This is a genomic window from Variovorax sp. BGA-UO-ETr-C22 (assembly GCF_059567965.1).
Window position 1 is genome coordinate 152564 of the sequence record NZ_JCAQPA010000010.1, and the last position, 12576, is coordinate 165139.

The 12576-nt window shown below is 68.6% G+C and carries 12 protein-coding genes; 10 read left to right on the forward strand and 2 right to left on the reverse strand.

Going from position 1 to position 12576, the window contains the following annotated elements; all coding sequences use genetic code 11:
* Positions 1-4: 4 nt before the first annotated feature.
* The 6 genes from AC57B8_RS14140 (at position 5) to AC57B8_RS14165 (ending at position 5389) form a co-directional block, all read left to right on the forward strand.
* Complete coding sequence (locus tag AC57B8_RS14140) at positions 5-910, forward strand: alpha/beta hydrolase family protein (RefSeq protein WP_496479940.1); 906 nt, start codon at positions 5-7, stop codon at positions 908-910.
* Positions 911-941: 31 nt separating this feature from the next.
* Positions 942-1781 (forward strand): acyl-CoA thioesterase, encoded by an 840-nt coding sequence (locus AC57B8_RS14145; RefSeq protein ID WP_062471080.1) that lies wholly within the window; start codon positions 942-944, stop codon positions 1779-1781.
* Positions 1782-1786: 5 nt separating this feature from the next.
* Complete coding sequence (locus tag AC57B8_RS14150) at positions 1787-2533, forward strand: SDR family oxidoreductase (protein ID WP_496479941.1); 747 nt, start codon at positions 1787-1789, stop codon at positions 2531-2533.
* Between the two features lie 55 nt (positions 2534-2588).
* Positions 2589-3182: a 2-hydroxychromene-2-carboxylate isomerase gene (locus tag AC57B8_RS14155; protein ID WP_487848589.1), complete on the forward strand. Its 594-nt coding sequence runs from the start codon at positions 2589-2591 to the stop codon at positions 3180-3182.
* Positions 3183-3221: 39 nt separating this feature from the next.
* Positions 3222-3986: an enoyl-CoA hydratase gene (locus tag AC57B8_RS14160; protein WP_496479942.1), complete on the forward strand. Its 765-nt coding sequence runs from the start codon at positions 3222-3224 to the stop codon at positions 3984-3986.
* 284 nt (positions 3987-4270) lie between these two features.
* The gene (locus AC57B8_RS14165) at positions 4271-5389 is read left to right on the forward strand and encodes an ABC transporter substrate-binding protein (protein WP_095747423.1); all 1119 of its coding nucleotides are present in this window, start codon (positions 4271-4273) and stop codon (positions 5387-5389) included.
* Positions 5390-5396: 7 nt separating this feature from the next.
* Here AC57B8_RS14165 and AC57B8_RS14170 read toward each other — a convergent pair whose 3' ends face one another.
* Entirely contained in the window at positions 5397-5840 is a 444-nt protein-coding gene (locus AC57B8_RS14170) for an acyl-CoA thioesterase (RefSeq protein ID WP_070060209.1), read from the reverse strand.
* Positions 5841-5882: 42 nt separating this feature from the next.
* Here AC57B8_RS14170 and AC57B8_RS14175 point away from each other — a divergent pair, with 42 nt between their 5' ends.
* Complete coding sequence (locus AC57B8_RS14175) at positions 5883-7718, forward strand: ABCB family ABC transporter ATP-binding protein/permease (RefSeq protein WP_496479943.1); 1836 nt, start codon at positions 5883-5885, stop codon at positions 7716-7718.
* 49 nt (positions 7719-7767) lie between these two features.
* Complete coding sequence (locus AC57B8_RS14180) at positions 7768-8706, forward strand: 2-hydroxyacid dehydrogenase (RefSeq protein ID WP_496479944.1); 939 nt, start codon at positions 7768-7770, stop codon at positions 8704-8706.
* A gap of 10 nt (positions 8707-8716) precedes the next feature.
* On the opposite strand, the gene AC57B8_RS14185 is transcribed toward AC57B8_RS14180, so the two are convergent.
* A complete protein-coding gene (locus tag AC57B8_RS14185) occupies positions 8717-10159 on the reverse strand; it encodes an amidase (protein ID WP_496479945.1) in 1443 nt (480 codons plus the stop codon).
* A 61-nt stretch (positions 10160-10220) separates the two neighbouring features.
* Between AC57B8_RS14185 and AC57B8_RS14190 the strand changes: the two genes are divergently transcribed.
* A complete protein-coding gene (locus AC57B8_RS14190; protein ID WP_095949530.1) occupies positions 10221-11210 on the forward strand; it encodes a LysR substrate-binding domain-containing protein in 990 nt (329 codons plus the stop codon).
* A gap of 384 nt (positions 11211-11594) precedes the next feature.
* On the forward strand, positions 11595-12494 hold the full coding sequence (locus AC57B8_RS14195) for an amino acid ABC transporter substrate-binding protein (protein WP_062471058.1): 900 nt from the start codon (positions 11595-11597) through the stop codon (positions 12492-12494).
* The last annotated feature ends 82 nt before the right edge of the window (positions 12495-12576 follow it).

A 12576-nucleotide genomic window follows, 5' to 3' on the forward strand; every position in this document is an offset into this window, starting at 1 on the left:
GGGCATGCAACAGCAGGTTCTGCCGGTCGACGCCGGCGCCCACGTGGCGGTTCGCCGCTACGACCCCGCCGGCGCACCGCGCGCCAGCATCGTCATCGGCGGTGCGATGGGCGTGCGCCAGTCGTTCTACGAGCCTTTCGCGCACTGGCTCGCAGGGCGGGGCCTGCGGGTCTGGACCTTCGACTACCGCGGCAGCGGCGACTCGCTCGGCGATGCGCCGCTGCGTGGTTTCCAGGCCGACCTGTTCGACTGGGCGCGCGACTACGAGGCGGTGATCGACGCCGCCAAGGCCGCGCTGCCCGACGAACCGCTGTACCTGCTGGGCCACAGCCTCGGTGCGCAGTTGCCAGGCTTCCTGCAGCGGCCCGGGCAGGTCGACGGCCTCGTGAGCATCGCGGCCGGCAGCGGCTACTGGCGCGAGAACGCGCCGAAGCTGCGGCGCGGCATCCTGTATTTCTGGTTCGTGCTGGTGCCGCTGGCCACGCGCCTGTGGGGCTACTTCCCGGGCCGCAAGCTGAAGAAGGTCGGCGACCTGCCGCGCGGCGTGATCCTGCAATGGCGCCGCTGGTGCCTGAACCCGCGCTACAGCGTGGGTGCCGAGGGCGAGCCCGCGCTGCAAAGCTATGCGCGCGTGCGCTTCCCGGTGCTCGCGCTCTCGATGACCGACGACGAGCTCATGACGCATGCCGGCACGCGCAGCCTCGTGAGCTTCTACGCGGGCGCGCCGAGCGCGGTCGAACGCATCGCGCCGGCCGACGTGCAGGCGCGGCGCATCGGCCACTTCGGTTTCTTCCGTGAGCAGTTCAGCCAGAGCCTGTGGCCGAGCACGCTCGACAAGCTGCACCGGCTCGCCGCGCTGACCGCGCCTGCGGCAGTGCAGCACGCCAACGTCCCGCACACGACTGCGTGACGTCATCCTCCGCAGGCACACTGGGATCACCATGAGCAGCACGACCCCACACCCCCTCGACAAAGCCCTGGCCCTGCACCACAGCGACATCCGCGTGGGGCACTTCACCGGCACCACGAGTCCCGACTACTGGAACATGGTCGGCCCGTTCGGCGGCACCACCGCGGCGCTCGCGCTGCAGGCGGTGCTCCAGCACCCCGACCTGCTCGGCACGCCCATCGCGCTGACCGTCAACTACGCGGCCGCGCTCGGCGAAGGCGCGTTCGACATCCAGGCCACCGCCGTGCGCACCAACCGCTCGACGCAGCACTGGACGGTGACGATCACGCAGCCCGGCGCCGATGGCACCGCGAACATGACGACCACCGCCACCGTGGTCACGGCCGCGCGCCGCGACACGTGGAGCCAGGCCGACCTCACCATGCCCGAGGCGCCCAAGCCCGAGGCCGTCGATCGCATCCGCATCGGTCCGTCGGGCGTGGCCTGGCTCGAGCAGTACGAGATGCGCCCCTTCAGCGGCGGCATTCCCGCCAAGTGGGACGGCAGCCTGCAGCACAGCGAAACCCGCCTGTGGGTGCGCGACGCGCAGGCGCGCCCGCTCGACTTCGCCTCGCTCGCCGCGTTGAGCGACGTGTTCTATCCGCGCGTGTGGCTGCGCCGCGCCACGCACGTGCCCGCGGGCACGGTGTCGATCACCACCTACTTCCATGTCGGCGCCGCCGAGCTGGCCGAGGTCGGCACGGGCTACCTGCTGGGCTGCGCGGCAGGGCAGCAGTTCTTCAACGGCTTCTTCGACCAGAAGGCGCAGCTGTGGAGCGAGAAGGGCGCGTTGCTCGCCACGTCGAACCAGATCGTCTACTACAAGGAATGAACGTCATGGCGCTCACCAAGGCTGCATTGATCGTCGGCGCGGGCGATGCCACCGGCGGCGCCATCGCCCGCCGCTTCGCGCGCGAAGGCTACGCCACCTGCGTCACGCGGCGCAGCCTCGACAAGCTGCAGCCGCTGGTGGCGCAGATCGAGGCCGACGGCGGCCGGGCCCACGCTTTTTCCTGCGATGCACGCAAGGAAGAAGAGGTGGTGGCGCTCATCGAGCAGATCGAATCGACCGTCGGGCCGATCGAGGTGATGGTGTTCAACATCGGCGCGAACGTGCCCGAGAGCATCCTCACCGAAACCGCGCGCAAGTACTTCAAGGTGTGGGAGATGGCCTGCTTCTCGGGCTTCCTCAACGGCCGCGAAGTGGCGAAACGCATGGTGGCGCGCGAGATGCCGGCCGGCGGCCATCGCGGCACGATCATCTTCACGGGCGCGACGGCCTCGCTGCGCGGCGCCGCCAACTTCGGTGCCTTCTCGGGCGCCAAGATGGCCCTGCGCGCGTTGGCGCAGTCGATGGCGCGCGAGCTGGGGCCGCAGGGCATCCACGTCGCGCACGTCGTGGTCGACGGCGCCATCGACACCGAGTTCATCCGCAGCAATTTCCCCGAGCGCTATGCGCTGAAGGACAGCGACGGCATCCTGAACCCGGACCACATCGCCGACAGCTACTGGATGCTGCACGCGCAGCCGCGCGATGCGTGGACGCACGAGCTGGACCTGCGCCCCTGGTCCGAGAAGTTCTGACCGGCGCCGCGCTACGCATCGCATCGCGGCGCACAGCCCCAAGGAGACGACACCCATGACGAAATCCGTCGCGTTCTATTTCGACGTCGGCAGCCCCGCCGCCTACCTGGCCGCCACGCAGTTGCCGCACGTGTGCGCCGACACCGGCGCCGAGCTGGTCTGGAAGCCCATGCTGCTGGGCGGCGTGTTCCAGGCCACGGGCAACCATTCGCCCGCCGAGATCAAGGCCAAGGGCCCGTACCTCACGACCGACCTGCAGCGCTTCGCCAGGCGCTACGGCGTGCCCTTCGTGCACAACCCGCACTTTCCGATCAACACGCTGCTGCTGATGCGCGGCGCCACCGGTGTGCAGATGAAGATGCCCGAACGCTTCGGTGCCTACATCGACGCGGTGTTCCATGCGATGTGGGTCGAGCCGAAGAACCTCAACGACCCCGCGACCGTCGGCGCCGTCTTGCAAAATGCGGGCTTCGACGCCGCGGGCCTGCTCGCGCTGGCCGGCGCGCAGGAAGTGAAAGACCGCCTCAAGGCGGTCACGCAGGAGGCGGTGGAGCGCGGCGTGTTCGGCGCCCCCACCATGTTCGTCGGCGACCAGATGTTCTGGGGCCAGGACCGCCTCGATTTCGTCCGCGAAGCCATTGACGCTTGAGCGCGTCGCCCCCCGTTTTACCTACCCAAGGATCTTTCCATGAGCGACATCCTCGTCCACACCGAAGCCGGCGTGATGACCATCACCTTCAACCGCGTCGACAAGAAGAACTCGATCACCAGCAGCATGTACGCCGCGCTGGCCGACGCGCTCGCCACGGCCGAGAGCGAAGCCGCCGTGCGCTGCGTGCTGATCCAGGGCGACCCGACGATCTTCAGCGCCGGCAACGACATCGGCGACTTCCTCAACGGCCCGGCCTCCACGCAGGAATCGCCGGTGTTCCGCTTCCTGCGCGGCATCGCCACCTTCCCCAAGCCCATCGTCGCCGCCGTGTGCGGCCCGGCCGTGGGCATCGGCACCACGATGCTGTTCCACTGCGACCTCGTCTACGCGGGCGACAACGCGGCGTTCTCGATGCCCTTCGTCAACCTGGGCCTGTGCCCCGAGGCCGCGTCGAGCCTGCTGGTGCCGCAGATGCTGGGCTACCACCGCGCCGCCGAAGCCCTGCTGCTGGGCGAGCCCTTCATGGCCGAGGCCGCGCTCGAAGTGGGCCTGGTCAACCGCGTGGTGCCGCCGACCGAAGCCAATGGCATCGCCCAGACGCAGGCGCGCAAGCTCGCGGCCAAGCCGCTGAGCGCGTTGATCGAGACCAAGCGCCTGCTGAAGAAGGCGCAGATGCCCGCCGTGCTCGAGCGCATGGGCGAAGAAGGTGCGAGCTTCGGTCGCATGCTGCGCGAGCCGGCTGCCAAGGAAGCGTTCGGTGCGTTCATGGAAAAGCGCAAGCCGGATTTCAGCAAGTGCTGAAATCCGACGCCTCGAACAGAGGCGTAGCCGCGCAAGCGGCGCGAAGCAGCTTTCGCCAGAAGCGCAAGCCCGATTTCTCGAAGGTCTAAGCCTTCCGTGGACTTGCCTGCGGACGGTGCCTGCGTACACTGTTCCTCGTGCCTGCTCCAGACGTCAACCCGCCCACAGCGCCCGCCACTCGGGCGATGCGTGCTACTGAAAAAGTAGCACTCGGGCCGACGCGCCGGCATGCTTTGGGCTTACTCGCGGGCTCGCTCGCGGCGCCCTCGCTGGTGCTGGCGCGCGTGCGGCCGTTGCGCATCGGGGTCATCGGCTCGTGGTCGGGGCCTTATGCGGGCGGCGGGCGCCAGTTCGACGCCGGCATGGCGGTCTGGCTGGCCGACCACAAGCAGCAGATCGCGGGCCGGCCGGTCGAGCTGCTGCGCCGCGACGTGCCCGGCAGCGCGCCCGAACAGGCGCGGCGCCAGGCGCAGGACCTCATCGAGAGCGAGCGCGTCGACCTGCTCACGGGGCTGGACTTCAGCTCCAACGCCTACGCCGTCGGCACCGTCGCCACGCAGGCGCGCGTGCCGACCGTCATCATGAACGCCGCCTCCTCGGGCATCCCCGGGCGCTCGCCGTTCATGGTGCGGGTGTCGTTCACCATCGCACAGGTCACGGCGCCGCTGGCGCGCTGGGCGCTGCAGCAGGGGCTGCGCGACGTGTGCACCGTGGTGGCCGACTACGCTTCGGGCGTGGACGCCGAGAGCGCCTTCGTCTCCGGCATCACCGCGGGCGGCGGGCGCGTGGGCGCGATGCTGCGCGTGCCGCTGAACACGCTCGACTACTCGGCCTACATGCTGCGCCTGCGCGAGCTGAAGCCGCAGGCCGTGTTCTTCTTTCTGCCGTCGGGCCAGATGCCGGCCATCTTCCTGAAGTTCTGGCGCGACCGCGGCATGGCCGACACCGGCATCCGCCTGCTCGCGACGGGCGACGCCACCGACGACCACTACCTGGACGGCATCGGCGAACTGGCCGAGGGGCTGGTCACCAGCCACCACTACTCCTTCGCCCACGAGTCGCCGGCCAACCGGCGTTTCGCGGGCGCCTTCGAGACCGAGTACGGCAGCCACCTGCGCCCGGGTTACTTCGCCGTGGCGGCGCACGACGGGCTCGCGGCCATCGATGCGGCGCTGAGCGCACCCGGTGCGCGCGGCGGCAAGGCGGGCGCCGAGCGGCTGGTGGATGCGTTTCGCGGCCTGCGGCTGGACAGCCCGCGCGGGCCGGTCGAGATCGACGCCCACACGCGCGACGTGGTGCAGTCGGTCTACATCCGCCGCGTGGAGCGGCGCGACGCGCGCTGGATCAACCGCGAGTTCGAGTGCTTCGAGCGCGTGCGCGACGCCGGCATGGGCGCCGCCTGAAGGCGGCTCAGGCAGCCGGCTGTTCGATGGGGCGCGGACGGCCGTTGTCGTCGATGGCCACGTAGGTGAAGGTGGCCTGCGTCACCTTGATGTACTCGCCCTGGGCGCGGAAGCGCTCGGCGAACACCTCGACCGTCACGGTGATCGAGGTGCGGCCCACGCGCACCAGCTTCGAATAGAACGAGAGGATGTCGCCCAGCCGCACCGGCTGCTTGAAGATGAACTCGTTGACCGCCACCGTGGCCTGGCGGCCCTTGGCGTAGCGCGCCGGGATCACCGAGCCGGCCAGGTCGCACTGCGCCATGACCCAGCCGCCGAAGATGTCGCCGTTGGCGTTGCAGTCGGCCGGCATCGGGATGACCTTGAGCACCAGCTCCATGTCGGTGGGCAGGCTCTTGAGGGTGGCGGCGGCGGCCGCTGCGGCGGAAGCGGCACTGGAAGGGGAGGACATGGGCACAATCTGAAGCAACAACAACACCCACGATTGTCCCCCATGCGCCGAAGCGGCGAAGCCCTTTCCTCCTCTCCCCATGCGCCCGGCGGCCATCCGCCCGCGCGCTCCGACCGTTCCGACTGGGCGACCCTGCGCCGCCTGTTTCCCTACCTCTGGCAGTACAAGTGGCGGGTGATTGCCGCGCTCGGCTTCATGATCGCGGCCAAGGTGGCGAATGTGGGCGTGCCGGTGCTGCTCAAGAACCTGGTCGACACGATGACGCCCAAGCCCGACATGGCGCAGGCGCTGCTCGTCGTGCCGATGGCGCTGCTCGTGGCCTACGGGCTGCTGCGCTTTTCGACATCGCTGTTCAACGAGCTGCGCGAGCTGATCTTCGCCAAGGCCACCGAGGGCGCGGCGCGCAGCATCGCGCTGCAGGTGTTCGGCCACCTGCATGCGCTGAGCCTGCGCTTTCACCTGGAGCGCCAGACCGGCGGCATGACGCGCGACATCGAGCGCGGCACGCGCGGCGTGCATTCGCTCATTTCGATGTCGCTGTACAGCATCGTGCCGACCATCATCGAGCTGACGCTGGTGCTCACCATATTGGGCGTGAAGTTCGACGCGCTGTTCGTGTGGATCACGGGCGCGGCGCTGGTGCTGTACATCGTCTTCACGGTCACTGTGACCGAGTGGCGCACGCAGTTTCGCAAGACCATGAACGAGCTCGACTCGATGGCCCAGAGCCGTGCGGTCGATTCGCTGCTGAACTACGAAACGGTCAAGTACTTCAACAACGAAGACTTCGAGGCGAAGCGCTACGACGCCAGCCTCGACCGCTACCGCAAGGCCGCCATCAAGAGCCAGCGCACGCTGAGCATGCTCAACACCGGCCAGCAGCTGCTGATCGCCGTGAGCCTGGTGCTGATGCTGTGGCGCGCCACCTCGGGCGTGGTCGAAGGGCGCATGACGCTGGGCGACCTGGTGATGGTCAACGCGTTCATGATCCAGCTCTACATTCCGCTCAACTTCCTGGGCGTGATCTACCGCGAGATCAAGCAGAGCCTGACCGACCTGGACAAGATGTTCGTGCTGATGGAGAAGGAGCGCGAGGTGCGCGACGCGCCCGGCGCGCAGCCGCTGGCGGGCACCGACTCGACCATCCGCTTCGAGGACGTGAGCTTCGCCTACGAGCCAGATCGCCCGATCCTCAAGCATGTGAGCTTCGAGATCCCCGCCGGCAAGACCGTGGCCGTGGTCGGCCCCTCGGGCTCGGGCAAGTCGACGCTGGCGCGCCTGCTGTACCGCTTCTACGACGTGCAGCAGGGCCGCATCACCATCGGCGGCGAAGACATCCGCGCCGTGCAGCAGGCCAGCGTGCGCCGTGCCATCGGCATCGTGCCGCAGGACACGGTGCTGTTCAACGACACGGTCGAATACAACATCGCCTACGGCCGCCCCGGGGCGACGCGCGAAGAGGTCGAAGGGGCGGCGCGTGCTGCGCGCATCCACGACTTCATCTCGGCCACGCCCAAGGGCTACGAGACGACGGTGGGCGAGCGCGGCCTGAAGCTCTCGGGCGGCGAGAAGCAGCGCGTGGCCATCGCGCGCACGCTGCTGAAGAACCCGCCGATCGTGATCTTCGACGAGGCCACCTCGGCGCTCGATTCGGCCAACGAACGCGCCATCCAGTCCGAGCTGCGCAGCGCCGCGCAGGGCAAGACCACGCTGGTCATCGCGCACCGCCTCTCGACCGTGGTCGAGGCGCACGAGATCCTGGTGCTCGAATCGGGCGTGATCGTCGAGCGCGGCACGCACGCCGATCTGCTCGCGCAGCAGGGCCGCTATGCCCAGATGTGGGCTTTGCAGAAGAGCGAAGCAGTGCCGATGCTCTAGCCCGATCATTCACCCCTTCTTTCTTTTCACCGACCCCAGGAGTTCAGACGTGTCGACCAAGATTCCCCTGCTGGTGCTCAACAGCCTCTCGAGCGCCCACCAGGCCCAGATTGCCGAGGTCTACGACATGACCTACGCCTTCGGCGACGCGCAGCGCGCCGCCGCCATCGCCGAGCACGGCGCCAAGTTCCGCGCGGTGCTGACCATCGGCGTCATCGGCCTCACGCCCGCCGAGATCGACGCCATGCCGGCGCTCGAGCTGGTCTGCTGCATGGGCGCGGGCTACGAAGGCGTGCCGCTCGAGGTCACGCGCGCACGCGGCATCGCCACCGCCAACGGCGCGGGCACCAACGACGACTGCGTGGCCGACCATGCCTTCGGCCTGCTCATCAGCATCGTGCGCGAGTTCCGCACGCTCGACCGCCTCTGCCGCGAAGGCGTGTGGCGCGAAGCCATTCCGCAGCCGCCGAACGTGTCGGGCAAGAAGCTCGGCATCCTGGGGCTGGGCACCATCGGCCAGAAGATCGCCAAGCGCGCCGCCGCCTTCGACATGGAAATCGGCTATCACAACCGCAAGCCGCGCGAAGGCGCCACGCACCGCTACTTCGACGACCTGAAGTCGCTCGCCACCTGGGCCGACTTCCTGGTGTTGGCCGCGCCGGGCGGGCCGGCGACCAAGCACCTGGTCAACGCCGAGGTGCTCGACGCGCTGGGGCCGCAGGGTTATCTCGTGAGCATCGGCCGCGGCAGCGTGGTCGACACCGAGGCGCTGGCGAAGGCGCTGCGCGAGCACCGCATCGCGGGCGCGGGCCTGGACGTGTACGAGAGCGAACCCAAGCGCCCCGAGCCGCTCATCGGCCTGGACAACGTGCTGCTCACGCCGCACATGGCAGGCTGGTCGCCCGAGGCCACGCAGAAGTCGGTGGACCACTTCCTCGCGAACGCCGAAGGGCACTTTGCGGGACGCGGCGTGCTCACGCCGATCTGATCAGAACCGATCAGGACAGGGCCGGCGGGCGCCGCGCCGCCCAGCCGCAGGCCTGGTCGTAGGCATGGCCCAGCCGCAGCACGTCGAGGTCCGCATGGATCGGCCCGGCCAGCTGCAGGCCCATCGGCAGCCCGCCGTCGCCGAAGCCCGCGCGCACATTGAGCGTGGGCAGGCCCGCCAGCGTGAAGGGCGTGACGATCTCCATCCAGCGGTGGTAGGTGTCGCTCTTCACGCCGTTCACCTCGGCCGGCCAGTGCAGCTCGGCGTCGAAGGGGAACACCTGCGCCGTCGGCGCGACCACGAAGTCGAAGCGCTCGAAGAGCTTCAGGAACGCGCGGTACACGTTCGAGCGGTAGTGCGAGGCCTGGTACAGCGAGGCGGCGTCCAGGTGCCGGCTCTGCTCGATCTCCCATTGCGCCTCGGGCTTGAGCTGGGCGAACAGCTTCGGGTCGCTCAGGTAGGCGCCGAGCTTGCCGCCCACCAGCAGTTGCCTCAATCGCAGCCAGGCGCTCCAGTTGTGCTCGCGCGGCACGTCGAGCGCGCAGGGCTCGACCTCGCAGCCGATGGTGCGGAAGGTGTCGAGCGCCTGCTCGCCGAGTTCGCGCACGCCCGGCGCCAGCGGCAGCTCGGGCCAGAGGCTGCCGAGCCAGCCGATGCGCAGGCCGCGGCCGTCGCCGTCCAGCTGCAGGTCGTCGGGCGAGGGCAGGGCGTGCGGCGACGACAGCGGCACGCGCGTGTCGAAACCCGCCTGCACGGCCAGCAGCCGGGCCGTGTCTTCCACGGTGCGGCCCATCGGGCCCTCGCAGCCCAGCTGCTGGAAGAAGAGTTCCTGCTCCGGGTCGCCGGGCACGCGGCCGCGCGAGGGGCGCAGGCCGATCACGTTGCTGAAGGCGGCGGGGTTGCGCAGCGATCCCATCATGTCGCTGCCGTCGGCCACGGGCAGCATGCCCAGGGCCAGCGCCACGGCCGCGCCGCCGCTGCTGCCGCCCGCGCTGCGCTCGGGCGCGTAGGCGTTGCGCGTGATGCCGAACACCGTGTTGTAGGTGTGCGAGCCGAGGCCGAACTCGGGCGTGTTGGTCTTGCCGATGACCACGGCGCCGGCCGCGCGCATGCGCGCGACGTGCAGGCTGTCGGTGCGCGCGGGCGAGCGCGGCGACAGCGGCGAGCCCATCGAGGTCGGCAGGCCGGCGGCGTGGCTCAGGTCTTTCACGGCCAGCGGAAAGCCGTGCATCCAGCCGCGCCGTTCGCCGCGCGCCAGCTCGGCGTCGCGTTCGTCGGCCTCGGCCAGCAGCTGGGCGGGGTCGCGCAGGGAGACGATGGCGTTGAATTGCGGGTTGAGCGCGTCGATGCGGGCGAGCGACGCCTGCATCACCTCGCGGCAGGACACGTCGCGGGCCGCGATCTTGCGCGAAAGTTCGGTGGCGCTGAGCTCAGGCAGGTCGTCGAAAGGCATGGCGCATGCGGGAAAAGGAGGGGGCGCCCAGTATGGCGCGGCGCTCGCATAATCGCCGCGTATGGAAACAAAGTGGCTCGAAGACTTCATCAGCTTGGCGGAAACCCGCAGCTTCAGCCGCTCGGCCCAGTTGAGGCACGTGACGCAGCCGGCGTTCTCGCGGCGCATCCAGGCGCTCGAAGGATGGGCCGGCACCGACCTGGTCGACCGCAGCTCCTACCCCACGCGCCTCACGCCCGCGGGCCAGACGCTGTACAGCCAGGCCATCGAGATGCTGCAGTCGCTGCAGAGCACGCGCGCCATGCTGCGCGGGCACTCGGCCGCCGGGCAGGACGTGATCGAGATCGCCGTGCCGCACACGCTGGCCTTCACCTTCTTTCCCTCGTGGGTCACCAGCCTGCGCGAGCATTTCGGGCCCATCAAGAGCCGTCTCATCGCGCTCAACGTGCATGACGCGGTGCTGCGGCTGGTCGAGGGCAGCTGCGACCTGCTGATCGCCTACCACCACCCCTCGCAGCCGCTGCAGCTCGATGCCAACAAGTACGAGATGGTCAGCCTGGGCGAGGAAACCGTCGCCCCCTGGGTCAAGGCCGATGCCGAGGGCGCGCCGCGCTACCGGCTGCCGGGCCGCCCGGGCCAGCCGCTGCCCTACCTGGGCTACGCGCCGGGCGCCTACCTCGGGCGCGTGGTCGACCAGCTGCTCAAGGAGTCGGGCACGGCCATCCACCTCGACCGCGTCTACGAGACCGACATGGCTGAAGGCCTGAAGGTGATGGCGCTCGAAGGCCACGGCATCGCCTTCCTGCCGCAGAGTGCGGTGCGCAAGGAGATCAAGGCGCGCAAGCTGGTGAGCGCGCTGCCGCCCGAGATCGACAGCCTCGAGGCCAAGATGGAAATCCGCGCCTACCGCGAGCGGCCCACCGCGCCGGTTCCGGTGAAGGGCGGCGCCGGCCGCTCGGCGGCGCGGGCCGGGCTGTCCGAAAGCCTGCAGCCCAAGCGCACGGCCGACGCCCTGTGGTCCTACCTGGTCGGAACCCAGCCGCCGCAATGAGCGGGCGAGTGTGAATGGCTGCAGATTTGTGCGCTGCACAATCTATAAGCACCACGCATACGACCCCCCGCAATCAGCATTGGCGGCCCGGCCGCGCCGCCACTACAGTCGCGGCAGTTTTTTTCGGCCGTTGCACGCCGGGGATCGCCGGTCGCTGCTTGCGCCACGCACAGCCGCCCGAATGCCGGGCACAAAGGCTGCTTAGTGAAAGTCGGACAATGCGAAATGTCTGGATTGCACCAGGCTGGCGCCCCGATGGGCGCCGCCGGTGCGAGGCGGGCGGCGATGCCCGTGGAATGCACCGGGTTGGTCCGGGTATCCCGCAAAATGCGAGTGTCTAGAATTTCGTTCTATTTGTTTCAGTCACCCTCAGGAGCTTTTCGTATGAAAAAACAAGTATTGGCATTGGCTGTCGCAGCGCTCGCCACCAGCGGCGCCTTCGCACAAGCCAATGACACCCTGGCCAAGATCAAGGCCTCGGGCACCATCACCGAAGGCGTGCGTGAGTCCTCCGGCCTTTCGTACACGCTCGGCAATGGCCAGTACACCGGCTTCCACTACGACGTCTGCGCCAACATCATCAAGGACCTGGAGAAGGCCGCCGGCAAGAAGCTCGAAGTCAAGTACCAGCCCGTGACTTCGCAGAACCGCATCCCCCTCGTGCAGAACGGCACCGTGGACATCGAGTGCGGCTCCACCACCAACAACGCCACCCGCCAGAAGGACGTGGCTTTCGGCGTGACCACCTACGTCGAAGAAACCAAGATCGTCGTCAAGGCCAACTCGGGCATCAACTCGCTGGCCGACCTGAAGGACAAGACGGTCGCCACCACCACCGGCACCACGCCGCTGCAGACCGTGCGCAAGCAAAAGCGCGCCGAGAACCTGACCTTCAAGGAGGTCTACGGCAAGGACCACTCCGACAGCTTCCTGCTGCTGGAAACCGGCCGTGCCGACGCCTTCGTGATGGACGGCTCGATCCTGGCTGCCCTGGCCGCCAAGTCGAAGTCGCCCAAGGACTACAAGATCCTGAACGACGTGCTGGCCGTGGAACCCATCGCCATCATGATCCGCAAGGACGACCCCGCCTTCAAGAAGGCCGTGGACGACAGCATCAAGGCACAGGCCAAGTCGGGCGAGCTCGCCAAGCTGTATGACAAGTGGTTCCTCAAGCCGATTCCCCCGGCCAACGTGACCATCAACCTGCCGCTGGGCGAAGCCACCAAGAACGCGTGGGCCAACCCGAACGACAAGCCCGCCGAAGAGTACGTCACCAAGGAATAAGCGCGCGTCGCTGCGTGAATGGACGCCCACCTTTCGCGGTGGGCGTTTCTTTTCAAGGGACGGTTTTTCGAAAAGAAGCTGA